Consider the following 26,655-nt stretch of genomic DNA (forward strand, 5'->3'; position numbering starts at 1 on the left):
AAAGCCGCCAATTAATTGACGGCTAAATGTTTAAATTTAATTTTAACTAATTTTTTTGTCTTAATGCGTCCAATGCTTTGACCGTTTTGGCATCCATTTTTCCGTTTTCAGTAAGACCATTGGCTTTTTGAAAAGCCTTTACTGCCGTTTCTGTGGCATCATCAAAGGTTCCGGTTGCCGACTCGGCCGCCAGATAGTTTTGCGCTACTAAAATCTGCTGATAGGTTTGTAGCACTTTGCCGCTATCACCTTTTTCGAATTTAATATCTTCTGCTACCAGAGAAATAATGGTAGACCGATCCAAATTACCGGTTTGTTCCAGACCCTTCATGGCCTGATACGTTTTTAACGCAGTCTGTACGTCTTCAGTTAATTGATTTGACGGCTGACTGATTAAGAAACCAAGCGAATACAAAATTTGCTGATATTCCTGGATTTCATCATTGGTATCCCCGAGCTTATACTCGGTAATAACAATGGTTGTTCCGTCATCAGTTTTTATTTCAGTTGTTTTCTGATCCTCATCCGTTTTATCCTTATTGACGGTCAGTTTTGCCGGCTTCATACCAACAGCGATGGAATAAACATCAGAAATCCCTTTTTCTTCCATCGAAAGCTGGTCAGCGGCCGAATATACATCCTCAATAACAAAGGATGAGGTTAAAAAAATGAGAAAAATTGTAAAGACAATGTAAAGAATCACATCTTTAAACCGTTTGAATGGGGTTCGTTTATTCATCTGCCTCACCTGTCCAGTTGTGCCATACTGCCTGAACATCTTCGTTGTCATCAAACATGTCGATCATTTTCAACATCTTTTTGATTTCGCTGGCATCTGTGAGTTCTACTTCAGTCGATGGAATCATGGCAATTTCTGCCGAAGCCAGTTCGTATCCTTCTTGCTTCAAAGCATCACATACCTGGCCAAAATCGATCGGTTCAGTGCTGATTTCATAACCTTCTTCAGAACTTTCAATATCTTCTGCTCCCGCATCCAGGGCTAGCATCATCAGCGATTCTTCATCAAAGCGATCTGTTTTTTCAATAAAGATCTGCCCTTTTTTGGTAAACAGGAACCCCACGCAACCACTGGTTCCCAAATTTCCGCCATTTTTATCAAAAGCATGACGTACATCCCCAGCCGTCCGATTTTTATTATCGGTCAACGTCTCGACAATCACCGCAACGCCACCCGGTCCATAGCCTTCGTAGCTTATTTCTTCATAGACACTACCTTGTAATTCCCCGGCACCCTTTTTAACTGCCCGGTCAATGTTCTCGTTGGGCATATTGGCAGCCTTCGCTTTTACGATGGCTTCTTTCAATTTTGCATTCATATCCGGATCGCTGCCGCCCTCTCGGGATGCAACCGCAATATATTTCGCTAACTTGGTAAAGATTTGACCACGTTTCGCATCTGCTTTTCCTTTTTTGTGTTTAATAGTCGACCATTTCGAATGTCCTGACATCGACAACCTCCTTGATAATTATAACATTTACAATGTGCTATTATAACATATTGTCCTTTTTTAACAAACATGTTTTTTATTTCTTAAACCTCAGACTCAATCAAATTCACTTCCGATTCCAGTTCTTTTCTTAAAAGTATCAATTGAATCAGATCTTCCTGAGCAAAAAGATCATCAAAAATCTTCTCGTAACGAGATGCTTTCTCCCCATGATTCAATTTATATAAATGCCCAATGTTGTCAAGAATACTGGTAACTAAGCTCGATTTCAGGCCAAACAACCGCTGAGCGCTTTGAATTTCTTCGCGAATTGATGCCATTTCCCGATCCACCTCGTTCACCGCATTGGCGGCATTGATTAGTCTCTCTTTAATTTCTTCCGGAATGTTTTCCTTGTATTTATAATTTAAGGAATGTTCAATAACAGACCAAAAATTCATAGCCAGGGTGCGAATCTGAATCTCAACTAAAACCGATTGACTTCCTGACATGCAAAAAACAGGGTACCGGATAATCAAGTGATAGCTCTTATATCCGCTGGCCTTGGCTTCACTGAGATAATCTTTTACCTTAACGACTTCCATATCACAATTAGTTCTTTTTCTGATCAGTTCCACAACTTCGTAAATATCAGCTTCAAACTGACACATGATCCGAATCCCGGCGATATCCTGAATGGTTTCTTCTAGGGCTTCGATATCAACACCATATTTATTAATTTTTTCCAGAATACTAGCTACACTCTTCACCCGGCCATAAACGGACTCGATGGGTGAATATTCTCCGATTTTTTCGTACTGCTCTTTTAAACTTGAAAATTTTAAGACGATCTCATCCACAGCCTGATGATATGGAATCAGAAATTCCTGCCAATATTTTGTTCCCAAGGACTTTACCTCTTATTATTCATCCCAGAAATTTTTCTTCCCTGGTAATTATTTTCATACTTCATATGAGCCTCAAGCTCATCTTTAATTTTCCACCAACTTGTGTTCCAATTGGTAATGACCGAATCTTCTTTTGGTACCCGACCAATCAGCCGTTGAATGACAATTTCCGGATTTAAATATTCCAGAAATAGAATGGCCCGGGTAATGTAATCTTCTTTTGTTAAAAGCGTCACTTGCTTTTGATCATACCAATGCTTTAGAAGGGTGTTTTTTTCAATATACAGACTGTGACATTTAACGAAATCGGTTCCTTTATCAGATAGGACTTGGGCACCTTTAGTAACGTCTTCCTCACTGTCCCAGGGTAAATCCAGAATCATATGGGTGCAGCTTAACAGACCTGCCGCCTTGATCCGATCGATAGCCTGATTATAGTCAGCCAAAGTGTGTCCACGATTAATAATTTTCAGGGTTTCTTCATTAACACTTTGCAACCCCAATTCAATGGTCACTTCGACGGCGTCATCTTTTTTTACTTTTTCTAGAAATTTCAGTTGTTCGTCGGTGATGCAGTCCGGCCTGGTTGAAATAGAAATTTCGACCACATCCGGGCGGATCGCTTCAATAATCCATTTTTTAAAATCTGAAAATTCACAATAAGTATTTGAAAAACTCTGGAAATAGGGGATGAATTTTTTTGCATGATATCGTTTTCCGATATACGCCGTATTTCTTTCAATTTGCTCAGTAACGGATAGCAAATCGGACAGGGTTTCGTTTCCCCCACCTTTGGCCCCGCAATAGACACAGCCACCGCTGCCTTTAGAACCATCACGGTTGGGACAGGTAACTGGAATATTAACCGGAATTTTATAGACTTTTTCACCATATCGTTCTTTTAGCCAGACTGAATAGATATTATACAGATTTTCTGTCATTTTTTTACAATTTTCCTCAACAAGATTAAACAGACGAACCTTCTTGATTTTTAATCAGGTTCGTCTGAAATTTATTATATTAATTTTGTAACACATTCTGGTAGTTCTTCTTTTTCGCAACTTAAACTGAGCACGAATCTTATGTCATGTTTTTCATTAAGCTGTTGTATTTTACTGACGATTGCACAAATGTCTTCTGCTGTTTGATAGTTAATCAGTCTTAATGTGTTATCAATAAAGACAATCTTTACATCATAATTCTCTGCAATAACCCCGCTGATAAAACCAAAAAGTTGATCTGTTCCGACAATGCCAAACTCCTCCAAGTTTGTAAATCTGATTTTAGTATCTACTTTTACTCGATATTTGTCTCTGTCGTTAAGAAAAATGATATCCCCTTCACAGGTCTCCAGTGCGTTGTTTGCCATGTCAATCATTTTCTTTGTTTTGCCGCTTCCTTTTGAACCGTATACAAATTCAATCATTTTAGACACCTCATTTCATATTGATAATTTCATTATAAGGGTAAGTATCAATAATTTCAATCATTTTTAAAGAAATTGGCATAACATTTCAAAATAGTATGCTATAATAAAAAAAATCAACCGACTAAGGAGGTCCATGTTTGAATAGTTCGGATCACTACGAATCCCTTGTCTCTCTTTTTGATAAACAATTAGAATTCGCCCAGAACCTTCAACGCAAAATTATTCCTTCCCCTGGGTCATTTGTTTCAAATCATTATCATTTTTATAGTTATTTGAGACCTTTTCGAAAAGTTGGCGGTGATTTTTTCGATTTTCATTTTTTGGACAACGAAAAAATCAGTCTAATCATCACTGATGCGACCGGCCATGGGATTGATGCTGCCATGATCACCAGTATGGTTAAACTGAGTTATTCCTATACCATGAAAGACAGCCGTATTAATCAATCCCCCAGCCTTATATTAAAGCAAATTGAATCCGATATTTGTCAGCAAATGGATAATACCTTTTTTACTGCCATCGCTATCGTACTCGATCCTAAAGCGGGAGTCTTGTACTTTGCCAATGCCGGTCACCCTGATGCGATTCTTCTTAAGTCCAACCGCCAGGTCGAATTACTAAAACCCAACCTTCCGATGTTGGGATTGCAGCAATTTATGACGACTATGCATTATTTTGATATGCGAATTAATTTTTCAAAGGGTGATAAACTGCTGCTCTTTACGGATGGTCTCATTGACGCCAAAAACCCCAACCGAGAAGAATTTTCGATGGAACGGGTGATATCTGTCATTAATAAAAACGCGGATTCCCCGATTAATCTTATCGGCAGTCATATCATTGACGCCTGCGTCGATTTTAAGCAGGACCAGGCTCCGTCTGATGATATCTGTATTTTGGGCATTGAAGTTGATGATTAGCTTTCTAATGGAAATCTAATCATTTATGGATAAACTATTGGCATGATGTTATTTGGAGATTTTTGCAAATAATCTCCGGAAAGGACGGATTACCATGTTAAAACCCAAAAAAATACTCATATTAACCTGTTCCCACGGGTCTGGCCATAAAATGGTAGCCCAAACCCTTAAAGAGAGCTTTGAGGCTCGGGGACATCTTGTCTGTGTTGAGGATCTGTTTGACAAAACCAACCCCACGCTCAACCGGATGATCGAAAAATCCTACCTACTTTCCTATTCCATTGGGAGTAGTTTTTACGAACGCGTTTATTATGATGTGGAAGAGTATGCCCATAATAAATTTATGTACAACCTTTGGCACTTAACCAGCAAAGCCTTATTAAAAATGATTGAGCAGTTTAAGCCAGATTGTATCATCAACACCTACGGCTATACTATTTCAGCGATCCTGAAAAAAGAAAACTATCCGCATATTAAGCTTTTTACTGTGGTCACCGATTTTTGTATTCCTAAACCCTGGATCCATCAGGATATCGACCGCTACTATGTGGCCTGTGAAAACGTTGAAGAAACCCTGATCAAGGAAGAAATTCCCCAGGAAAAAATCTTGAAAACTGGTATTCCTGTGCGAGACGCTTTTTATGCCCGGGAAAACCGTAATCGTATCTTCAGTAAATATAATCTGGATTCTCATAAAAAAATACTGATTATTTTTGCCGGCACCTACGGAGTTCTTAAGAATATCAAAGAGATCTGTCAGCAGGCAGATAAAATGGATAACCTCCAGACCGTTGTAATCTGTGGCAAAAACCTGCATCTCCAACAGGAGCTAGAGCAGGAAAACTTGACCAACACAAGAATTTTTGGTTTTGTTCCGGATATTCACGAATTTTATTCTGTCGGTGATTTAATGGTAACTAAGCCTGGGGGCATTACCCTGAGTGAAGTGGTGACTAAAAAAATTCCGGTCATTTTATACAATCCCACTCCCGGTCAGGAAGGCGAAAATGCCCAGTGGTTTAAAAGCCAGGGTGCTGCTGTCGTTGCTCATAACTTTAATGAACTGGTTCTGGCCATTGATGCGCTCAAAGAAAATGACATCAAACGGTTTTCGATTAAGAACAATCTTGGCCGGATTTACAATGGTCATGCAACCAACCTGATCACCCAGGACGTTTTAACCCAGTTAAATATCCCTGATGCCATACCCTATCTGACCGAATCCATTTAAGACAGCAAAAGATCTTTTTAAGCATTTTAGTTTACCATTTTATTGTTATCACAACAGATGAAGAGTGCTGTTGGCTGATCATCTGATCAGCCTAATAAAGAAAAATCTTAAGAGACAAATGATTGAAATGAGGAAATTAATGTGAAACCACGAATTATCAGCGACAGCTCATGTGATTTGCCCAAGGATTTTCTGGAAAAGGACGGTATCGATTTTTCACTTGTCCCGCTGAAAATAATTGTTGGCGATCATGAATTTATAGATGATGAGACTCTAAATACCAAGGAACTGATTGCCGCCATGAAGGCTGAAAAAACAGCAACCTCTTCTTCATGCCCATCCCCCGAAGATTTTGCCGCCGAACTTCGAAAAAATAAAGAAAGTTATGTAATCACGATGACTTCCGGCCTAAGCGGTACCTATAACAGTGCCCGGGTTGCCAGAAACATGGTCCTTGAGGAAGATGATTCTCTGAAAATAAGTCTCTTTGATACCCACTCAACCTCGCCGGTGATGATTTTGATGGTGATGAAGCTCCGCGATCTCATAAAAGCTGGTGAGATGGATTTTGACACCATCAGTGATAAGCTGGCAACCTATCTTGAGACCTTAAATCTGCGTTTCTTGCTTCAGGACCTATCCAACCTGGTTAAAAGTGGACGAATGAATCGGGTAGCCGGCGCCGTTGCCTCAGTGCTCTCGATTATGCCGATTTTTAAATCTGATGAAAAGGGTGAAATTCAATTGGTCACCAAAGCCCGCGGCATCAAAAAAGCCTTGTCAAGCCTTGCCAATATGGTTGAGGATAAGGCCAAAGCGCAGCCTCAGTTTCCTGTGGTCATTACTCATTGCAATAATCTTAGTCAGGCTGAAATCCTCAAAGATTTACTGGAGAAACGCTTTGAACTCAAAGAGATTTATATTTTTCCGATGCACGGCTTAACCACTTACTATTCCAACGACAAAGGGCTGTTACTAGCCTTTTAATCAACTCATTAAGTTTATCACAAAATATAAAGCGCATCTAAAAAGACTTAAACCAGAAATCTGGTTTAAGTCTTTTTAGATTATTGTTTCAATTCAAAGCACGTATGCATCCATGGCCTGGTTTACTAATAAATCCGCCTGATTATTATAGGGGTTATCGGCATGACCCTTGACCTTATGAAAGGTCACCTTATGTTGATTAACCAGTTGATCAAGTTCCATCCAGATTTCCCGGTTTTTTAGCGCCCCGGCTTTTCCCCGGGTCCAGTTTTTTGCCTTCCATCCACCAATCCAATTCTGCAGATAGGCATTAACAACATAGGCAGAATCGCTGTAGATATGAACTTCACAAGGTTCCTTTAGCAACTTTAAGCCTTCAATCACCGCCAACAACTCCATCTGGTTGTTGGTGGTGTTTTCATAGGCCCGTTTGTACTCTTTGATGACATTTTTTTCAGGGTAAATCAGTACGCCACCAATGGCACCCAGATTTTCACCTTCTTTGCCATTGCCGCGGCAACCACCATCGGTATAGAGATGAATTACTTTCATGATCTTCCTATTTTACCACGATATTGAAAATTTTTCCCGGGACATAGATCTCTTTGATAATGGTTTTACCCTGGGTATAGGCGACGATGTTCTCCTGAGCCAGAGCAATCGCCTTGGCTTCATCCTTATCGGCGGCAACCGGAATGGTAATGGTTCCCCGGACCTTGCCGTTAATCTGAACTGCCATTTCGATGACATCATCGACGGTTTTGGCGTCTTCATATTGAGGCCAGGCCGCATCATCAAGCGTTCCACCCATCTTTAGATTCTGCCAGATTTCTGAACTGATATGGGGGGCTACCGGGTAAAGTAATTGCAAAAAGGTCCTAAAGGCATCTTTAGTGATGGAACCAATGCGGTTGAATTCATTTAATAGCGTCATCAAGGCAGCAATCGCGGTATTGTATTTCATTTCTTCATAATCATCATTAACTTTCTTAATGGTTTTATGAATGGTCGATTCGAGGTCCTTGCCATAGCCGGTTTCATCACTGACAATCTCCTGAAGTTTCCAGACCCGATCCAGAAACCGTCGACAGCCCTTAGCGCCGTTATCCGACCAGGGAGCAGATTTTTCATAGTCGCCGATAAACATAATATAGGTTCTTAAGGTATCGGCCCCATATTCCTCAATGATCACGTTGGGATTGACCACATTTCCTTTAGATTTCGACATTTTTTCGCCGTCGTTTCCAAGAATCAATCCCTGCGCGGTTCGTTTGGCATAGGGCTCACGTACTGGCACACAACCAATATCAAATAAAAACTGATGCCAGAACCGGGAATAGAGTAGATGCCGCGTGACGTGTTCCATCCCGCCGTTGTACCAATCTACCGGCATCCAGTATTTCAGTTTTTCGGGGGAAGCAAAGGCTTCGTCGTTTTTGTTATCAAAATAGCGCAGGAAGTACCAGCTGGAACCCGCCCACTGGGGCATCGTATCGGTTTCCCGTTCCGCCGGACCACCACACTCCGGGCAGGTCGTTTCATACCATTCCGGGATGTTGGATAACGGGGATTTGCCGGTATCCGTGGGGGTGTAGCTTTCGACCACCGGCAATTCCAGCGGCAATTGATCCTCCGGCACCGGTACCATCCCACATTTTGGACAGTGAACAATCGGAATTGGTTCACCCCAATAACGCTGACGATTAAAAGCCCAATCCTTCATTTTATAATTAATGGTCCGTTTGCCCAATTTTTCCTGTTCTAAAAAGTCAATTGTTTTCTGGATCGCATCCTTGACTTCCATTCCATTTAAAAAGCCGGAATTGACCATTTCACCCGAATCAGTATTGGTATAAGCCGCTTCGGTTACATCCCCGCCTTTGATAACTTCAATGATGGGTAAGGCAAATTTTTTGGCAAAATCCCAATCTCTTGTATCATGGCCGGGAACGGCCATAATCGCGCCGGTGCCATATCCCATCATGACATAGTCGGCGATAAAAATCGGAATTTCGGTATTGGTCACCGGATTAATAGCCTGGATGCCTAAAATCCGCACCCCAGTTTTATCCTTAGCCAGCTGAACCCGTTCAAATTCTGTTTTGCGCTTGGCCTGTTCCTGGTACGCGACCAGTTCAGTCAAATTGGTAATCGATTCAGAAAGATCACTAATCAGCGGATGTTCGGGGGCAATAACCATAAAAGTCGCCCCAAATAAGGTATCCGGTCGAGTCGTAAATACACGCAGGGCTTTGTCATAGCCAGCAATGGTAAAATCGACTTCCGCCCCCACTGACTTGCCAATCCAGTTTTCCTGTTCCAGACGGATCCGAGGCAGATAGTTGACGTCATCCAGACCTTTTAACAGCTCTTCGGCATAGTTCTTGATTTTCAGGAACCATACATCTTTTTCCATTTGCACCACTTCGCTACCACAACGATCACACTTCCCGTCCCGGAAATCCTCGTTGGACAGAACCACTTTGCAGCCGTTGCAAAAATTGACATAGGTCCGGTCTCGAAACGCCAAACCATGCTTAAACAACTGTAAAAAGATCCATTGCGTCCATTTATAGTATTTCGGATCGGTGGTATCAATTTCTTTATCCCAGTCAAAGGCATAACCAATCCGTTTTAGTTGATTAGTGAATACGGCAATGTTTTCATCGGTCACTTCCCGGGGATGACGACCAGTTTGAATGGCGTAGTTTTCAGTTGGTAAACCAAAGGCATCCCAACCAATCGGAAAGAGGACATTAAATCCTTCCATACGACGTTTTCTGGCAATCACCTCTAGCGATGTATAAGCTCGAACATGACCAACGTGGAGCCCCACCCCGGAAGGATAAGGAAATTCAACCAACCCATAAAATTTTTCTTTGCTTGAGTTTTCTTCGGTCCGAAACGTTTCATTCTCTTCCCAATACTTTTGCCACTGTTCCTCTATTCGTTTATGCTCATACGTTGACATATTTCCTCCATTTACTCGTTTCTATTTATAATTTACCAGTTTTCGCTGTTTTTTATAATTCGCACACCTTAACCAACTGCGAAAAAAAAATCCGCTCCCCCGATAAGGGACGAACTTTTCCTGTCTCCTAATGATCTTCATTCCTCATTATAAATAAGGGCGGAACCGCTGTCAATGATTTGTGCTTTTTTTTCGCTTATGGTATACTGTACCACAGAAAACTTACAAAGGAGCATTTATGTATCCCTTACTTAAAATCAATAAGAAAAAGATATTAGACAATACTAAAGCCATAATAAAACGGACCAAAAAAATGAATGTTGCGGTCACCGCCGTCACCAAATGTAGTGGCGGAAACTTAGAAGTTGCCCAGGCCTTCCTTGATGGGGGTGCCACTTCGATTGGTGATTCCCGTATTAAAAATCTTAAAAATCTAGCCCCGTTAGCCTGTGAAAAATGGCTAATCCGGGTCCCCATGCCCAGCGAGGTCAATCCTACTGTTGCCTATGCTACCCTATCAGTAAACAGTGAAATAAAAACCATCCGGCTATTAAACCAGGCGGCAAAAGCCCAGGGCAAAATCCATGGCATCCTCTATATGCTTGACCTTGGCGATCTGCGTGAAGGACTCTTTATCGGTGATGGCAATTCGGTAAGTCCTGAAATCGAGGCGTTAATTTCAGCCTCTTTTACAAAGCTCGATCAGGATCTTGGCGAAATTAAGGCCATGGGAAACATCCACCTTCGAGGCATCGCCACCAACGCCACCTGCGTTGGTGCCACAATTCCTACTCCCCTGACTTTCGGGGCTTTTTTCAAGGTTAAAAAAATACTTGAAGAAAAATATCAGCTTCCCTGTGAGATCGTCTCCGGTGGTAATTCCAGCGCTTATTATCTGGTCGATAATGAAACCCTGCCCGCCGAAATTAATAATCTCAGGCTGGGAGATGTGATTCTCTTTGGCCGGGAATCCGCCTATTATCATTGCTATGATTATCTCCATCAGGATGCTTTTATTCTGGATGTGGAAATCCTCGAGCTGCAAGATAAACCCACCTATCCGGTTGGCGAAATCGGCCGCAACGCTTTTGGCGAAATCCCCACCTTTGAGGACAAGGGAATCCGGCGCCGGGCCATCTGTGGTCTGGGTCGTCAGGACACTGACACCGACCACATCTTTCCTGTGGTTCCCGGACTAACCATCGTTGGCTCCAGTTCCGACCATCTGGTTATCGACGTCACCGATGCTAAAGCCACCTATACGGTTGGCGACATCATCAGCTTACGCTGCGACTACGTCGGTGCTCTTCACGCCGCTACCTCATCCTATGTTGACAAAATTATAATCACCCAATAAAAAGAATTAAACAAGGAGAATTATTGATGAAAGACGAAACCAACTATCGTATCCCCTTTGACGTTTTAGAAGCATTCATGACCGACGCCTTAAAAGGCATCGGGGTTCCCGAAGAAGATGCCAAAATCTGTGCGGATATATTGATCAGTTCCGATAAACGTGGTATTGATTCTCACGGCATCGGCCGTTTAAAACCGATCTACTATGACCGGATCAAGCAAGGCATTCAAAAGCCCGTAACTGAATTTGAAGTGGTCAAAGACACCTTCACCACTGCCGTCATTGATGGTCACGATGGCATGGGCCATGTGATCGCAAAAAAAGCGATGCAAATGGCCATTGATAAAGCCAAGGTTTACGGCATGGGGATGACCGTGGTCCGAAATTCCACTCATTATGGTTTCGCTGGCTACTATCCGCTGATGGCCATCGAAAACAACATGATCGGGATGACCGGCACCAATGCCCGTCCGTCTATTGCCCCAACCTTTGGCGTCGAAAACATGTTAGGAACCAACCCGATCACTGTTGGTGTACCCAGTGATGAACCCTTTCCCTTCGTTTTGGACTGCGCTACCTCAGTTTCCCAACGGGGTAAAATAGAAGTCTATGACCGCGAAAACAAGGACCTACCTGATGGCTGGGTCATCGATCGCCAGGGAAACAGCCGAACTGATACCAAACAGATCCTCATCGATTTAGTCAAAGGCGAGGCGGCCTTAACACCACTTGGTGGCATCGGCGAAGATACCGGCGGCTATAAGGGTTATGGGTATGCCACCTTTGTCGAAATCCTCTCGGCAGCTCTCCAAAGTGGTTCTTTCTTAAAAGGACTGCTGGGTTTTGATGCCAACGGCAAGGCCCAGCCCTACCACCTGGGTCATTTCTTTATCGCCATCAACATTGAGAACTTTACCGAGCCAGAATCTTTTAAGAAAATTACTGGCGATATCTTAAGAGACCTGCGAGCCTCTGAAAAAATGCCCGGGCAGGAACGAATCTACACTGCTGGTGAAAAAGAATACGATGCCTGGCTGGATCGCAAAGATAAGGGGACACCGGTCAATGATGCTTTAATTAAAGATATCCTCGACATCAAGGCGGAGCTGGGTTTAGATCAGTACCACTTCCCATTTGAAAAATAATTAGATAACGATGATAACAAAAAAGAAACGGCGTCAAAGCCGTTTCTTTTTTGTTTATCTTAGCTAAATTTTTCTAATAGGTTTCAGCAAATAGTTCAAAATAAGCCTGGGCATGTTTACAGGCCGGACATACAGCTGGTGCTTCGGAACCTTCGTGAATATAACCGCAATTACCGCATTTCCATTTCACATCGCTAAACCGTTTGAAGGTTCGACCCAGCTCAATGTTAGCCGCTAATTTTAAATAGCGGGTTTCATGGGCTTTTTCAGCAATACATACTTCCAGCCAGGTCTCGGCAATCTCATCAAAGCCTTCTTGTTTTGCGATTTCAGCAAATTTTGGATAAAGCTCATTCCATTCTTCATTTTCTCCTGAAGCGGCATGCAGCAAATTGTTTTTCGTGTCTCCAAGAGCAACTGGATAAGTGGCGTTTACTGAAAGTTCAATCGCGTTGCCCATGGTATACTCGTTATCTGTAATATGTTTATAAAATAATTCACCATGCTCTTTTTCATTACCTGCGGTTTCTGTGAAGAATTCACTGATTTGAACATAGCCCTCTTTTTTGGCGATTGATGCAAAATACGTATACCGCATTCTTGCCTGGCACTCGCCAACAAAAGATGCCATCAAATTATCTAACGTTTTTGTTCCTTTTAATTTACCCATTTTTTTCTCCTTTATAATGATTATAAACTTACTTTCAATATATACCCGATTTCACAAAATTTAAACATTCTTGATCATTCGGGTTTATTTAACTGGTCAATAAACTGAATAAGCGCCTGGGCCGCCAAAAAAGGACCATTCTGTTCATAACCGGGAATCCCCAACTGGGTTCTAATCATCCCAATTTCAACGCCGGTTTCGCGCATTTTCTTGAAGGTCTTTTTGGCGATCTTTTCATGTTCCTCTTTAAACTGTACTGCGCCAAAGGGATTGGCAAAATAGGTGGTTGTTATTCCCACTTCTCCGGTAGTACCCTTGGCCATCCGCTTACCTTCACAAAATACTGCGTAGGCCTCATCCAAATCATCAAACATTTCGATGGGCGGTGTCGTGTCGCTAATTTCTTCGTAGTTATTAATATAGAAGACAAAATCAACCCGAGTCGATTTTGATATTTCTTCATAAGACATTTGCGGTACAATAACCCGTGCATTAACAATATTCGGGTTCATAAAAATACTACGATCCATGGTACTGTAGGCATATCCGGGCTGAAGATCATCTAACCGAACAAAGGCGCCAATTTCAGTTCCTACAGCCATTAACTCCCCTTCCTTATTAAAGTGGAGAGAACCCATATCATCAATTAGAATATCAAAATCGCAAGCCAACTCCTTGGGGAGTTTATTGATGGCTTCCAAGGTTTCTGATTTGCCAGCGCCACTATCGCCAATTAGCATGATATTTGCTGATTTCTTTCCACCAAGCCGAATTTTGGCAAAGGCGCCGTGAACTGGCATGGCTTTCTTTTCGATTTGGATGATATTATGAAGGGTAAGCATCATTTTTTTCATATAACCAAAATAGTCAATTTGAGGGCTATCTGGTAAAAGTCCATAATATACCTCGTCTTCTTTGGCAACAAATCCCAGTTTTTCATCGTCTTCAAAAATCGACTCATCCAGGCCAAAGAAAACTACCGCATCCGGCTTTTGTTTGGTAAATTCTTCCGGCGTCGCCATTTCAAAGAGATTAAACAAGCCAGCCCCTAGAGCCAGATATTCTTTTTGAACATAGACAATAGAAAGCAAACGACCCACCTTCACGGGAATGGCAAACCATTCGTCACAGTCCAGATAGAATTTCTGCAAGATCCGTTTGTCTTTTACCGGAAAGACCCCATCGCGTTTACTGGATTGGGTATAGAAAATAACGGGTGGTTCAAAAATCGCCTCCCAGATATAGGGCACCTTATACAATGAATCATTTTTACTTTTTACTTCACGATCAAATTTAAATTTATCCGTTAAAAACGCCACCTGAGCCCCGCTGGGCAGTTGCCGGTAGATACTGACGCTTTTTCCGGTAACATTGAAATGAATGTTTCGATATAAATCCAAGACCATCTTTTTGAAGGCATCATTATTAGACGCCAATGAATACGCCTTGGAACGTTTAGTATTCTCGTCAGCACTATACTCATCGGTTTTAATCATGAACCGCTTGATCGTTCGCCAATAGTTATAAAATCCTTCCAAAAATCCTAAGAATAGCTGCGAATACTCTTCATGTGTGACTTGAATATCAAAATAGCCTGATTTGATGATCTCTTCTAAGGGATTAATATTAAGTAGATAAATAAAATCGACGAATGCCGTTTCGTTAAATTCGCCTTTCTCATTTTCAAAGGGTTCTAAGGTCTTGATCAGATAGGATTTTTTTACAGTGAGTTCGTCGATAAAGGTTCTAACTAATTTCTTAAAAAGAGTTGACTTAATCAGTTGCCCAAAGCTTGTAAATTTTAAATCGCCTTTGATCAAAGCCGTTCGTTCCAAATTAATGTTTTTCGATTCCATGATGGCCTCCTATTTTATTATCGCTATTAATTCGTTAATGCTGGTAATCAGGTGGGTCGCCCCAGCCTGCCTTAGTTCATCTTCACTTCCAAAACCATAGGTTACGCCAACCGAGTCAATGCCAACTTCTTTGGCACCAATAATATCATAGTGCCGATCTCCCACCATCAGGACATGCTCTAAACTTTGCACATCATTATCTTCTAATAGATCAGTGATGATTTCTTTTTTATTGCTACGGGTACCATCATTATAGGTACCATATACCCGGTCGATCTGGATATCAAGATTGAGCGTATCAATTATTTTCCGGGCATTGGTTTCATTTTTAGTTGTCGCCACACCCAGAAAACAGCCTTCTTGATAGAGGGTACGAACCGTCTCTTCGACGCCTTCGTAAAGCTTGGCCCGAAACATTTCGCCATTACCAACATACTGCTCAAGATAAAATTCATAGCCTTTTCTGGCGTCATCGAGAGAAAACCCATAAACTTCCTGAAATGTTTTAAGAATCGGTGGCCCAATCAGCGGTTCGATATCCAGAATTTTCGGATTGGAAACCTTCATTTTTTTTAGCGCATATTCAAAAGAATTATGTATTGTTTCCTTTGAATTAACAAGGGTTCCGTCCAGGTCAAATAATATGTGTGAGTAGTACATTACATCTCCTTTTGCAAACATTCTTCTTAAAACATCAGACTGTGTTATTTGATTAATTATAATATAGATACGCCTATCCAACAAGACAAAATATTACACTTAACTGGATTAAATCGTTTAACACCGACATTTTCTTAGAAAATTGGTTAAATGTTCCTATCTAAAAGTATCCCTTTATTATATTGTAGCCAGTATGGGGACGTGATATAATATCAACACCAAAATTATTTAAGGAGGATTATAAAAATGATTGCTATACCAATTATTCTCGGTCTTATTGTGATCATCGGTCTGTGGCTTATTTTATCTCGAAATAGCTTTGTCAGTATTAAAAATCAGGTTGAAGAAGCTTTTTCCACCATGGATGTTTATCTTAAAAAGAGATACGATCTGATTCCCAACCTAGTTGAAACAGTCAAGGGTTATGCTACCCATGAATCTGAAACCTTCACCAAGGTAACGGCTGCCCGAACAGCGGCCATGAATTCAACCAGCATTGACGAAAAAATCGCCAATGAAAATGCTTTATCCGGCACCCTGAAAAGTCTTTTTGCAGTGGCGGAAGCTTATCCCCAACTTCAGGCGAATACAAATTTTCTGGATCTGCAACAACAGTTAAAAATGTTGGAGGATGAAATTGCCAACTCTCGCAAATATTATAATGCGGTTGTACGTACCATGAATACCAAGGTTGAATCTTTCCCCAGCAATCTGGTTGCCAGTATGTTCGGATTCAAAAAACAACCCTTCTTTGAGGTTGGTTCTGCCGAAGAACGGGAAAACGTTCAGGTTAAATTTAACTAAGCAAGTCGAATGCATTTAAAAGTTTGTTTATTACAGCAAAACTGACGGCGCGTTAAAGCGCTGTCAGTTAAAATTTATGGGAGGTAAACCATGTGAAAAAGCAAAGCACCTTGATACTTCTAAGCCTTCTTCTTTTAGGAATTCTTTTTCCCGGAAGCACCTTTGCCCAGGAATATTTTATTATCAATCAGTACGATGTTACCATGAATGTCGAAGAAAATCATGCCTATGAGGTTCAGGAAAACATCACTGTCACCTTTTCCGAACAACGCCGTGGAATCTTTCGCTATATCCCCTATCGTGGTAGTTTTTACCGGGAAGTAAACGGACAGCCAGTCGAGACATCCTACACAGCAAGACTGACCAATGTAAAGGTTGCTAATTTCAATTTTGAAACCTCAACTGAGGACGATAGTGTCGTTATCAAAATTGGTAATGCCGATGAATACGTAAGCGGAACCCAAACCTATCCGATTTCTTATATTTGGAACCCTGGGGATGACAAGATCGACAGCATGGATGATGTCTATTTTAACATTGTTCCTCAAAATTGGGATACCAGCATTGAAAACGCCCATTTTAAAATTGTGATGCCAAAACCCTTCGATCCGACCCAAGTGGAATTCATCTCCGGCGGATACGGCAGCACCGTCACTGATGCAGTTGATTTTACTGTCACCGGAAACACTATTGAAGGAACCTTGAAACAACCCCTTTCGAATTATCAGGGCGTTACACTTAAAATCAATCTGCCAGATGGTTATTTTGTCGGTGCTTATACCGGTGACGAATTCTTACCATTTATGTATATCATTTTTGGTCTATCACTGCTTGGCGGTGCCCTAATCTGGTTTTTCGCCGGCCGCGATAAGAGACCGGTGGAAACAGTGGAATTTTATCCACCACAGAATTTCACCCCCTCACAAATCGGTTTTATTGTCGATGGTGCCTTGGATAAACCTGAAGTAATGTCCTTGCTCATGTATTGGGCCGATAAGGGCTATATGACCATTGAACAGGTGGATAAGAAAAAGTTCATCTTTCATAAGGTAAAAAACCTGCCGGAAACATCCGAGGATTTTGAGCACACCTTTTTTAACGGCATTTTTGATCAGAAAGACAGTTTTTCAACTGCTAGTGTTCCCGACAGCTTCTACGATACCATCGTAGCAACCAAGGAACAAATCAAAGGCTATTTTGATATCCCGAACAATCAGATCTTTACCCTGGCTTCAAAGGTTGGTCTGGCAATTATCAGTATCATTATGGCCCTACCACTACTGGCTTATGTTATCAATAGCGCTTATAAAATCGGCATGTTTACGCCCTTTTTTGAAGGATTAATCTTTGTCGGCATTGTCTCCTGCTTTGCCGTTGCTCCCACCGTTTTGGGTGCTAATATCATAACATCAGCACTCCGCAACCGCAACGGAGTGTCCAGAAAAAAAACAGTGGGCCAGATGATTCTGGGTATCGTTATCTTGATCGTAGCAGCATTGATTTTGATCGTTATTAACATCCTGCTGGAATACAATTCCCTGCTCCCGGCTTTGCTGGCACTACTGACTACTTATGGCACCGCCTTTTTCCAGATAATTGCAACCAGGCGGACGGAAACGGGACGACTATGGCTGGGACAGGTTCTGGGCTTTAAAAATTTCATTGAAAAAGCCGAAAAGGATCGGATTCTTACTTTAGTCAATGAAAATCCCCAGTATTTTTTCAATATTCTACCCTATGCCTATGTATTGGGAGTCACTGATAAGTGGGCCAAGAATTTTGAGTCCATTGCCATTGAACAACCCAGTTGGTATTATGGTACCACCTATGGCAATAATTTCACCTCGTTATTGTTCGTTTCAAGTTTAACACGGAGTATGAACAGTATCGCATCTGATATTATTGTTCCACCCAATTCCGGATCCGGTGGATTCGGCGGTGGTGGTTTCTCCGGCGGTGGCGGTTTCTCCGGCGGCGGTGGCGGTGGCGGTGGCGGTGGTAGCTGGTAATCACCCTTTCTCTAAAATCTAAACCGGCTGAAGATACCGATGACCATTTCATTTTGAAACAATATTTTACCAAAAAAACGTCGAATCATTTTGATGATCCGACGTTTTTTTAGTTTCCTCTTTTTTGTTTCCTTACTAAACACTTTTGTTTTCGTCCATTTTGTTAATTATTTCACTTGCCAGTGTTTCAGTAATAATCAGATGCTTAAAATAACCGGTTTTCAGCCCACTGATAATCGAAGCAACATTAGCTTCCTGAGGCACAAATCCGATGACATCTCCATTAGCTTCCTGAGGCACAAATCCGATGACATCTCCATTAGCTTCCTGAGGCACAAATCCGATGACATCTCTAACTCGGGCTAACTGCTCTAACGGAATTTGAATGGCGAAGTCATCCTCACTCTGAATTAATTCCCCCTGAGGATTAAAAAAATATGTGAGCAGGCAACCGACAGCCTTTTCTTTGATTAGTTTTCTGCCAAACCGCATTGCTGAACCATGGTCCGGTACTGAGGGAAAGCTTCCCAGGGTTATCAGTGCTGTTGTCGTCTTTTTCCAATAGTCTTCGATGCGTTTATAATCTTCAGTCGCCATCACCTGAGCCTGCTCTTTGGCGGTGGCGGGAATGGCTGGGCAATTAAGAACTTGACCGAGGCGATCAGTTTTTTGAGCGAGCGCCTTGACCAGATCATCTGGGTGATAACCACGCTGGGGCGCCGTTATTGCGCCAATAAGCGGACAGATTACACCGCTATTAAGTTCTCCCGGACTTTTTTTTAATTTGGCAATAATCTTATCAATATTATAACCCCAACCCAAACCGAGTATCTTTGTTTTGGGCAAGAATTCCACGAGCACATCTGCCCCAATTTGATAAAGATCGTCCGGCAACGTCACCACACGACAGCTTTTTAAGTTAAAAAGGTGACACAATTCATGTCTGATTCCTCTGATCGTACGATGGTAGGAAAGTACATCAATTTTTACGATCCCCGCTTTTCTGGCCTTATTTAAAAGATAACTGACCGCAGGACGTGATATATCTAGATCTCTGGCAATTTCAGACTGGGTTTTGTTTTCCTCATAATATAATTGAGAAACATGTATTAAACGGCACAATTCTTTTTCTTTCAACAAATCACCTCACCTTGACGCTTTAAATGCAGATATAATATAACCCATTCATCAGCTTTTGTCAATTTTACGGATTTCCTTACAATTTAGTCCAGAGGAATCAAAATTGTGCATTTAAAGCGATCATCGAGGATTTGAGTCACCATGTTTCCTTCGTAATTTTTCAAAACCTGTTTAACATTAGAAATACCATAACCACTTTGATTGTCCTCAATCCGTTTGCTACTGACCATGTTATTCCCCGCTTTTTGAATCGTTGTCCGATCAATGGTGTTTTCAATGTCAATGAGCAAGCTCTCCCGCTTGTAGTACATATTAAACTTGATAATTTTATCATGATTCTGCCGGGCATCCCGCAGGCATCCCTCAATGGCATTGTCCAGAACATTCCCCAGTATAATCGACAGATCGATACTGTTCATTTTCAGGTTTTCCGGAATCGCAATGTAATGATCAAAATTTATCTGATGATCAGATGCAACCTTGATTTTATAGTTTAGCAATGCATCGACCACATAATTTCCAGAACGATTATGATCCACCGCATTCTGAAGCAATTCGTGAAACTGCTTCAGGTAATCTTCGATTTCATCAAAAGCCTGATTCTTGATTAAATACTGCATGGTAATGATATGGTTGTTCATATCATGCCATAATCCTCTTACCTCATAGTTCTTTTCCAGCATTTCTTTATAGTGTTTTTGTTGGAGTTCCAACTGAACATTTGCCGTCTTATATTCATTTGTCTTTTTAGACTCATGATCCCATACTTTAAAGATTATGAAAATAACCACATTGATATAGACCAGGGCACCCAGTGAAGCGAATCCTACCAAATGCCGACCTTCAACATGAACATCAATAAGATAAAGGTTCATGCCGACAATTAAACTGATAACCGGAATACTAATCAGTATAATATTTCGAATGATTGAAGAATTCTTCATTCCATCGATCCCGCCATATACCGCGTGAAGGCATCGTAAACTTTCTGATTTCTTTTGGGACTGATTGGAATCATCACACCATTTTTTAATACTGCCATTTTCATCTTGATGCTTTTTACATTCTTGAGATTAACAATATAAGATCGATGACATAAAACAAAGCGAACTGGATCAAGCTCTTTTTGTAGTGCTGTGATCTTATCGTAGTATTCATACGCCTCATCAAAGGTAACGACTTTCATTTTTCTGCCAAGACTCTCAAAGTATAGTATTTCATCACTTTTTAAAAATATTTTTTCATTGTTTATATCAATTTCATAAAAATTAGATCTTGCGTTTTTTATGTCATTTTCCAGTTTTTCTAAAACTTGAAATAATTTTTCTTGCGGGAATGGTTTTAATAAAAAATCGCTGGCGCTAACTGAATAACCCAAAACAGCATATTCAATTAAGGATGTTGTAATAATAATACGGGCAGTATTACCCGATTTTCTGATTTCATTTGCGATATCAATCCCATCTTCCTGATCTAAGCGCATGTCTAGAAAAATAACATCAAACGCACTACCACGGTTACTTGCTGCAATAAGTTCATAGCCATACTGAAATGTGGTTAAACAATAATCGGTTTTAAATGGATATCGACTAATCAGATCTACCAGTATTTTTTTATGTTGTTCCTCATCTTCGCAGACTGCAATTTTTAACATCTTTTCACCTTTTATTCCAGCCGAAACTGAACTTTTCAATGAATTATTATATCGTATAAATGTTCTTGTTACAATCTTTTACTCTCATTTCTCCTCTTTCTGTTATTTTTGATGACATCAAACTTTGTTTTCGTGACATCATTATTGTTTTAAACGTCAAAATTTGCTAGTATTAATTATTCCCATTCGATTTAAGTTTTTGGTAAATTGTGATTATAATATTACCTCAAAACATCAGTTGGAATTATTCAATCAAAACGTTAAAATACAAAGGAACCCCGTCATGACGCTGAGAAAATTCATTAATAAACCGGAAAACATAACCTCCGAATTACTAGAAGGTTTGGCACTGGCCAATCCATTTCTTCTCGAGGTAAAACCCCATAATCTTGTCGTCAACAAAGGACTTAAAACGGCCAATCGTGTTACGATTGTAACCCTGGGAGGATCTGGTCATGAACCTGCCTTTGAAGGATTTGTTGGCGAAGGCATGATCGATGTTGCTGTTGTTGGTGATATCTTTGCTGCGCCTGGATATAAGGCTGTTCTTGAAGCACTTCGTCTTGCCGACAAGGGCAAGGGTATTGTTTTAATTGTCTTAAACCATGCCAGTGATATGCTGGCTGGAACCCAAACCCTAGAAGAAGCACGTCGTGCCGGAATCGCGGTATCGATGGTTGTTACCCGGGAGGATGTTGCCTACGCCCCCCGTACCGCTGCGGACAGACGCCGCGGTCTGGTGGGATGTGTCCCCCTTTATAAAATTGTCGGCGCAGCCGCCGCCCAGGGGAAATCCCTTCAGGATGTTACTGCCATTGCTCAAGACTTTGCCGATAATATGGCTACCATAGCCGTCGCCTGCAAAACAGCTACTCATCCTCAAAACGGTTCCGCTTTTTCGGTCCTTGGGACTGATGAAATGGAAATTGGCATGGGCCAGCATGGCGAAGGTGGCGGTGACCGTCAAAAAATGAAGAATGCCGATGAAACGGCCATTCTGATGACCGATTTGCTTATTACCGATTTAAACCTCTGTGCTGGCGAAGAAATTATGGTGATTGTCAATGGTACGGGGTCTACTACGATCATGGAGATGTTGATCATTTTTAGATGCGTTCATAAATATCTAAGTGCGAAAGGGATCCGAATTGTGGCAAATTGGGTTGAAGAAGTTCTAACCGTTCAGGAACAAGCCGGATTTCAATTGTTTTTTGCCCGCATGAATGCACAAAACCTCTGGTATTGGAATGCACCGGCACGTACGCCTTATCTGGTGCGATAAAGACCTGATTCTTTTAAAGTTTTAGCCACTCCTAACCTGCTTATTAACAAAATAAGAACGTCGCGAATCAAAAACGAGATTCGCGACGTTCTTTATTTTTAAACTTTAAATCATCTCAATACCATTACTTTTACAGTATTCCCTGTATATCTCTGGGACTTTATCATCCAAGACAAAACCGTCGAAAACATTCAAATCAATCATTTTTGTCAGCGAGACCTTATCAAACTTCGAGTAATCTGCCATGAGGTAACGCTTGCGACTGATTTCATGAATTGTCTGATTGATTTCTATCTCTTCAAAAGCACCATGCGTAATCCCTTTATCAATTGACACCGCCATCACCCCTATGAATGCCTTATCAATATTGAAACTTTTTAAAAATTCATTGGCCTTTTTACCGTAAAATGCACCAGAAAAACTGCGAAGCTTCCCGCCCGGCATATAAACCGTGATCCCAGAAATAGCGGATGCCTTTAATGCGGCACTTAAAGAGAGCGTAATTAAATTAATATCTTTGATGTTTTCAAGATAGTCAAGCATCAGTTCGACGGTGCTACCGGAATTCAATGCGATCGTATCGCCGTTTTTAATAAGCTTGGCGGCTTTTTGTGCAATGAACCGCTTCTCTTCAATATTCTGGGTCCTTTTTTTATAAATATCCATTTCGGACGTCGTCTGATAGTTAATTTTTTCTTTTCGAAAAGCTCCCCCATAGGACAAGGTAATCCCATACTCCTCAGCTAAATATTTTAAATCCCGTCGGATTGTCGCCTCGCCGACACCATACTTTTCTGAAAGACTGGCCACCTTAACCGAACCTTTGCTCATAATTGTGTTTAATATTTCTTTTCTGCGGTCAATATGTAACATCTGTTTTCTCCTTACTCAATATCGTTATTTACCCAAACTAAGTTTCACAGATTATCAAGGATACTATATTTTGCTAAAGACCAGAGTATACAATGATATATAAATTGTACCTACAAATCATTTTTAAAGCAAGCATAACCGCATCAAGTTAATCAAAAGAATCACGTGTCAATTGCTTTCAATTTGATTCAAAACGTCCTTTGCATTTTGTTCTGTGATCACCAGATGTTTGACATAACCGCTCTGCAAACAACTGATAACTGCATTGGTGTTGGATTCTGGAGGAACAATACCAATAACATGTTTGATCCGTGTCAAAAGTCTTAAAGGAATTTGAATGGCATAATCATCATCTCCGGAAATCTGTCCGCCTTGCACATTAAAAAAATAAGATAGCAGACTTCCGACCGCTTTTTCCTGAATGAGTTTCTTACCAAACCGCAGCGCCGTCCCATGGTCTGGAACCAGCGGAAAACTACCCAGCGTCATAATTGCTGTATCCATTTTCCGCCAGCGCTCAAGAATATTTAGATAATTATTGGTATTCATGAATAACTCCTGATCTTGTTCGGTAGTTGGAAAAGCTGGACTAATTAAATATTCTGCCTGAAACCCTGTTTTATGTGATAAATCAGTGGCCAACTCATTGGGATGATATCCTCGATGGGGCACAGTCGCAGTTCCAATTAGGGGACAGACAATGCCATGGGCCGTTTCGCGAATATTTGTCTGGGGCAAGGCGTCAATGATTTTATTGATATTATATCCCCATCCCAGGCCTAAAACCTTGCTTTTCTCAAGAAAACTTAATAAGACCGTTGCCGCCTCCTGATGGAAAGCCTCTGCCGATGCCACCACATGACAGGTTTTTAGATCAAAACGGCGACATAGGCCCTGACTCAAACCGATGTTGGATTGTTGATACGAAAGGATCTCAATTCTTACGATCCCCTCTTTTCTGGCCTTACTCAATAAACTACTCACTGAGGGTCTGGAAATATCCAAAATCCTGGCAATTTCTGCCTGTGTCTTGTTCTCTTCATAATATAATTTTGAAATGTGAATCAATCGTATTAGTTCTTTTTCTTTCATTTGTTCACTCCATTTCTTTACATATGTCAGTCTTTATTTGTTTAATATATAACAATATTCTACATATGTCAAGTTTTTGTCTGATTAATAAAATATTTCGAAATTTATCCGTTTTTTTGACTAACATATGCTATTTTTGTTTGACTTATTGATCGACACTTGTTATACTAATGGCAAATATGTAAACGATTGTGGAGGTGATTTAATGCCACTGGAACCCTTGAAAATCAAAGACTTACTCCTTGCCGCGGCCGGCGAAATTGCCGATCATGTTGAAATCCTAACTGAACTGGATTGCGCTCTCGGTGATGGGGATCATGGTACAACCATGAAAAAACTGACAAATGTCATGTTTGACGAAATAAAAACCTGGAATCAAACCACCAACCTGAAAACAGGGTTAGAATCCCTCACTGATGCCTTGGAAGACGTCAGTGGTGGTTCAGCTGGCCCTCTGTTTGGCGCTTTTATTTATGGTATGGCTGAAGCCGCCGATCCTGATGCACCTAATACCGATACATTCATAAAAAGTATTCTGCTCGGAGCCTATGACGAATTCTTTGCCACCTCCAAAGCGGTTGTTGGCGATAAAACCATGATGGATGCCATCTACCCGGCCACCGAGGTAATCCGCAGTTCCACCGCAGACATGAAAACGACTCTTAAAAAAGCTGCTCAGGCAGCCCGAACCGGATCTGATAACACGACCGGGATGCTGGCAAAATTTGGGCGGGCCCGATACATTGGCGACCGCTGTTTAGGTCATAAGGATCCTGGCTCGGTTACCTTCGCCTTTTTCTACGAAGGGCTGGCCAAAGGATATTTAGCATAAAACTAAAATTAAAAAGGAGAAAAAAATGTACGAAATTATGCACGTAGGTGTTCCCGTTACGGAACCGGTATTGGAAGAATTTTACGCCGAGGGATTAAAGGTTCATATTTCAGGGCCAGACAACAACCCTTTCAAGTTTGAGTATCTGAGATTTGAAGAAGGCACCCCCCTTCATCCTGATGTCGTTAATTTTAACCATATTGCCTACAAGGTTCCCAATATCGATACCTTTATCAAGGATCATCAGGCCCTTGTCTTAAACGAACGGATGACGGTTGACGAACATCTGGACATTGCATTTGTCAAAGTCGATGGCACGGTTATTGAATTGATGGAAATAAAATAAATTTAAACTGTTCTAAATAATTATTAAAGGGGGAAAATGTAATGACAATGAAAAAGTTTATTAACAATCCGGATAATATCACGGCTGAATTATTAGAAGGTCTGGCTCTGGCCAATCCACAAATCCTTGAGGTGACCGAACATAATTTGATCATCAACAAAGGTCTTTCGACTGCCGATCGGGTTACCATTGTCACCATCGGCGGTGCCGGTCATGAACCGGCTTTAGAAGGTTTTGTCGGCGAAGGAATGATTGATATTTCCGTTGTTGGGGACATTTTTGCGGCTCCCGGTTACAAAGCCGTACTGGAAGCGCTGAAACTGGCTGATAAGGGCAAGGGTGTACTTTTTGTGGTGTTAAACCATGCCGGAGATATGTTAGCCGGTGACCGAACCATGAAAGAAGTCGAAAAACTGGGATTAAACGTCATAAAGGTGGTCACTCAGGAAGACATCGCCAATGCGCCCCGCTCTGACGCTGCCAACCGCCGTGGGCTGGTTGGCTGTGTGCCGCTTTATAAAATCTGTGGTGCCGCTGCCGCGCAGGGTAAATCGTTGACAGAAGTGGCCGCGATTGCTCAGGATTTTGCCGACAATATGGCTACCATTGCCGTTGCCTGCAAAACTGCCACCCATCCCCAGAATGGTGCATCCTTTGCCGAACTTGGTGAAGATGAAATGGAGGTTGGCATGGGCCAGCATGGTGAAGGCGGTGGCGGGCGTCAAAAAATGGCTACTGCCGACGAAACTGCTGTGATTATGGCCGATGCACTCCTTAAAGATCTGGCTCTGAAATCCGGCGAAGAGGTGATGGTCATTGTCAATGGTACCGGTGCCACCACCATTATGGAGATGCTACTGGTTTTCCGTCGGGTTCACCACTATCTCAGCGAAAAGGGTATTAAAATTGTCGCCAGTTGGGTCGAAGAAGTTTTAACAGTCCAGGAACAAGCCGGCTTCCAGCTTTTCTTTGCTCGTATGGATCCGGAAAAACTGGCCTATTGGGAAGCTCCGGCAAAAACGCCGTATTTGAGTCGATAGC

General features: G+C 41.5%; 26 protein-coding genes. 11 read left to right on the forward strand and 15 right to left on the reverse strand.

The window, feature by feature from the left end:
* Nucleotides 1-46: 46 nt before the first annotated feature.
* From DOZ58_RS04595 to DOZ58_RS04615, 5 genes are all read right to left on the reverse strand, one after another.
* The gene (locus tag DOZ58_RS04595; RefSeq protein WP_162624420.1) at nucleotides 47-739 is read right to left on the reverse strand and encodes a peptidoglycan-binding protein; all 693 of its coding nucleotides are present in this window, start codon (nucleotides 737-739) and stop codon (nucleotides 47-49) included.
* Nucleotides 732-1,469, reverse strand: a complete 738-nt coding sequence (locus DOZ58_RS04600) for a YebC/PmpR family DNA-binding transcriptional regulator (protein ID WP_111887230.1) — start codon at nucleotides 1,467-1,469, stop codon at nucleotides 732-734. The genes DOZ58_RS04595 and DOZ58_RS04600 overlap by 8 nt, the downstream gene beginning before the upstream one ends.
* An 83-nt stretch (nucleotides 1,470-1,552) precedes the next feature.
* Nucleotides 1,553-2,356 carry a GTP pyrophosphokinase family protein gene (locus DOZ58_RS04605; RefSeq protein WP_111887231.1) on the reverse strand — a complete coding sequence of 268 codons (804 nt, stop codon included), beginning with the start codon at nucleotides 2,354-2,356 and terminating at the stop codon, nucleotides 1,553-1,555.
* A 5-nt stretch (nucleotides 2,357-2,361) separates the two neighbouring features.
* Nucleotides 2,362-3,297 carry a TIGR01212 family radical SAM protein gene (locus DOZ58_RS04610; RefSeq protein ID WP_111887232.1) on the reverse strand — a complete coding sequence of 312 codons (936 nt, stop codon included), beginning with the start codon at nucleotides 3,295-3,297 and terminating at the stop codon, nucleotides 2,362-2,364.
* 74 nt (nucleotides 3,298-3,371) lie between these two features.
* Nucleotides 3,372-3,782 carry a hypothetical protein gene (locus DOZ58_RS04615; protein WP_111887233.1) on the reverse strand — a complete coding sequence of 137 codons (411 nt, stop codon included), beginning with the start codon at nucleotides 3,780-3,782 and terminating at the stop codon, nucleotides 3,372-3,374.
* Between the two features lie 140 nt (nucleotides 3,783-3,922).
* On the opposite strand from DOZ58_RS04615, the gene DOZ58_RS04620 reads away from it, so the two are divergent.
* The 3 genes from DOZ58_RS04620 (at nucleotide 3,923) to DOZ58_RS04630 (ending at nucleotide 6,923) form a co-directional block, all read left to right on the forward strand.
* Entirely contained in the window at nucleotides 3,923-4,705 is a 783-nt protein-coding gene (locus DOZ58_RS04620) for a PP2C family protein-serine/threonine phosphatase (RefSeq protein ID WP_111887234.1), read from the forward strand.
* 151 nt (nucleotides 4,706-4,856) lie between these two features.
* Nucleotides 4,857-5,936, forward strand: coding sequence for a glycosyltransferase (locus DOZ58_RS04625; protein ID WP_242988607.1), 1,080 nt, complete (start codon nucleotides 4,857-4,859; stop codon nucleotides 5,934-5,936).
* 141 nt (nucleotides 5,937-6,077) lie between these two features.
* The gene (locus DOZ58_RS04630; RefSeq protein WP_162624421.1) at nucleotides 6,078-6,923 is read left to right on the forward strand and encodes a DegV family protein; all 846 of its coding nucleotides are present in this window, start codon (nucleotides 6,078-6,080) and stop codon (nucleotides 6,921-6,923) included.
* Between the two features lie 93 nt (nucleotides 6,924-7,016).
* On the opposite strand, the gene DOZ58_RS04635 is transcribed toward DOZ58_RS04630, so the two are convergent.
* Complete coding sequence (locus tag DOZ58_RS04635) at nucleotides 7,017-7,475, reverse strand: ribonuclease H (RefSeq protein ID WP_111887236.1); 459 nt, start codon at nucleotides 7,473-7,475, stop codon at nucleotides 7,017-7,019.
* Between the two features lie 7 nt (nucleotides 7,476-7,482).
* The gene (gene leuS / locus DOZ58_RS04640) at nucleotides 7,483-9,894 is read right to left on the reverse strand and encodes a leucine--tRNA ligase (protein ID WP_111887237.1); all 2,412 of its coding nucleotides are present in this window, start codon (nucleotides 9,892-9,894) and stop codon (nucleotides 7,483-7,485) included.
* Nucleotides 9,895-10,132: 238 nt separating this feature from the next.
* Between leuS and DOZ58_RS04645 the strand changes: the two genes are divergently transcribed.
* Complete coding sequence (locus tag DOZ58_RS04645; protein ID WP_111887238.1) at nucleotides 10,133-11,251, forward strand: alanine/ornithine racemase family PLP-dependent enzyme; 1,119 nt, start codon at nucleotides 10,133-10,135, stop codon at nucleotides 11,249-11,251.
* Between the two features lie 26 nt (nucleotides 11,252-11,277).
* Nucleotides 11,278-12,396 carry an Ldh family oxidoreductase gene (locus DOZ58_RS04650; RefSeq protein WP_111887239.1) on the forward strand — a complete coding sequence of 373 codons (1,119 nt, stop codon included), beginning with the start codon at nucleotides 11,278-11,280 and terminating at the stop codon, nucleotides 12,394-12,396.
* 73 nt (nucleotides 12,397-12,469) lie between these two features.
* On the opposite strand, the gene rbr is transcribed toward DOZ58_RS04650, so the two are convergent.
* The 3 genes from rbr to DOZ58_RS04665 all read right to left on the reverse strand — a co-directional run bounded on the left by rbr (nucleotide 12,470) and on the right by DOZ58_RS04665 (nucleotide 15,582).
* Nucleotides 12,470-13,066, reverse strand: coding sequence for a rubrerythrin (rbr, locus tag DOZ58_RS04655; protein WP_111887240.1), 597 nt, complete (start codon nucleotides 13,064-13,066; stop codon nucleotides 12,470-12,472).
* Nucleotides 13,067-13,140: 74 nt separating this feature from the next.
* The gene (locus DOZ58_RS04660; RefSeq protein ID WP_111887241.1) at nucleotides 13,141-14,922 is read right to left on the reverse strand and encodes a hypothetical protein; all 1,782 of its coding nucleotides are present in this window, start codon (nucleotides 14,920-14,922) and stop codon (nucleotides 13,141-13,143) included.
* 9 nt (nucleotides 14,923-14,931) lie between these two features.
* Nucleotides 14,932-15,582 (reverse strand): HAD hydrolase-like protein, encoded by a 651-nt coding sequence (locus DOZ58_RS04665; protein WP_162624422.1) that lies wholly within the window; start codon nucleotides 15,580-15,582, stop codon nucleotides 14,932-14,934.
* Between the two features lie 246 nt (nucleotides 15,583-15,828).
* On the opposite strand from DOZ58_RS04665, the gene DOZ58_RS04670 reads away from it, so the two are divergent.
* Nucleotides 15,829-16,386, forward strand: a complete 558-nt coding sequence (locus DOZ58_RS04670; protein ID WP_111887243.1) for a LemA family protein — start codon at nucleotides 15,829-15,831, stop codon at nucleotides 16,384-16,386.
* 92 nt (nucleotides 16,387-16,478) lie between these two features.
* Nucleotides 16,479-18,395, forward strand: a complete 1,917-nt coding sequence (locus tag DOZ58_RS04675; protein WP_111887244.1) for a DUF2207 domain-containing protein — start codon at nucleotides 16,479-16,481, stop codon at nucleotides 18,393-18,395.
* A 135-nt stretch (nucleotides 18,396-18,530) separates the two neighbouring features.
* On the opposite strand, the gene DOZ58_RS04680 is transcribed toward DOZ58_RS04675, so the two are convergent.
* The 3 genes from DOZ58_RS04680 to DOZ58_RS04690 form a co-directional block, all read right to left on the reverse strand.
* The gene (locus DOZ58_RS04680) at nucleotides 18,531-19,532 is read right to left on the reverse strand and encodes a sugar-binding domain-containing protein (RefSeq protein ID WP_162624423.1); all 1,002 of its coding nucleotides are present in this window, start codon (nucleotides 19,530-19,532) and stop codon (nucleotides 18,531-18,533) included.
* Nucleotides 19,533-19,618: 86 nt separating this feature from the next.
* Nucleotides 19,619-20,479 carry a sensor histidine kinase gene (locus tag DOZ58_RS04685; protein WP_111887246.1) on the reverse strand — a complete coding sequence of 287 codons (861 nt, stop codon included), beginning with the start codon at nucleotides 20,477-20,479 and terminating at the stop codon, nucleotides 19,619-19,621.
* Complete coding sequence (locus DOZ58_RS04690) at nucleotides 20,476-21,189, reverse strand: LytTR family DNA-binding domain-containing protein (protein ID WP_111887247.1); 714 nt, start codon at nucleotides 21,187-21,189, stop codon at nucleotides 20,476-20,478. The genes DOZ58_RS04685 and DOZ58_RS04690 overlap by 4 nt, the downstream gene beginning before the upstream one ends.
* A 283-nt stretch (nucleotides 21,190-21,472) precedes the next feature.
* Between DOZ58_RS04690 and DOZ58_RS04695 the strand changes: the two genes are divergently transcribed.
* A complete protein-coding gene (locus DOZ58_RS04695; protein WP_111887248.1) occupies nucleotides 21,473-22,471 on the forward strand; it encodes a dihydroxyacetone kinase subunit DhaK in 999 nt (332 codons plus the stop codon).
* Between the two features lie 105 nt (nucleotides 22,472-22,576).
* On the opposite strand, the gene DOZ58_RS04700 is transcribed toward DOZ58_RS04695, so the two are convergent.
* Complete coding sequence (locus DOZ58_RS04700) at nucleotides 22,577-23,344, reverse strand: DeoR/GlpR family DNA-binding transcription regulator (protein ID WP_111887249.1); 768 nt, start codon at nucleotides 23,342-23,344, stop codon at nucleotides 22,577-22,579.
* Between the two features lie 168 nt (nucleotides 23,345-23,512).
* The gene (locus tag DOZ58_RS04705) at nucleotides 23,513-24,436 is read right to left on the reverse strand and encodes a sugar-binding transcriptional regulator (RefSeq protein WP_111887250.1); all 924 of its coding nucleotides are present in this window, start codon (nucleotides 24,434-24,436) and stop codon (nucleotides 23,513-23,515) included.
* 205 nt (nucleotides 24,437-24,641) lie between these two features.
* Here DOZ58_RS04705 and DOZ58_RS04710 point away from each other — a divergent pair, with 205 nt between their 5' ends.
* The 3 genes from DOZ58_RS04710 to DOZ58_RS04720 are packed head-to-tail and all read left to right on the forward strand — an operon-like array spanning nucleotide 24,642 to nucleotide 26,654.
* A complete protein-coding gene (locus tag DOZ58_RS04710) occupies nucleotides 24,642-25,268 on the forward strand; it encodes a dihydroxyacetone kinase subunit L (protein WP_162624424.1) in 627 nt (208 codons plus the stop codon).
* A 25-nt stretch (nucleotides 25,269-25,293) separates the two neighbouring features.
* Entirely contained in the window at nucleotides 25,294-25,614 is a 321-nt protein-coding gene (locus DOZ58_RS04715) for a VOC family protein (protein ID WP_111887252.1), read from the forward strand.
* Nucleotides 25,615-25,655: 41 nt separating this feature from the next.
* Nucleotides 25,656-26,654 carry a dihydroxyacetone kinase subunit DhaK gene (locus tag DOZ58_RS04720; RefSeq protein ID WP_111887253.1) on the forward strand — a complete coding sequence of 333 codons (999 nt, stop codon included), beginning with the start codon at nucleotides 25,656-25,658 and terminating at the stop codon, nucleotides 26,652-26,654.
* Nucleotide 26,655: the final 1 nt, after the last annotated feature.

Origin of the sequence: Acetobacterium sp. KB-1, assembly GCF_003260995.1 — a bacterium.
In the GTDB taxonomy this organism is placed as follows: domain Bacteria; phylum Bacillota; class Clostridia; order Eubacteriales; family Eubacteriaceae; genus Acetobacterium; species Acetobacterium carbinolicum.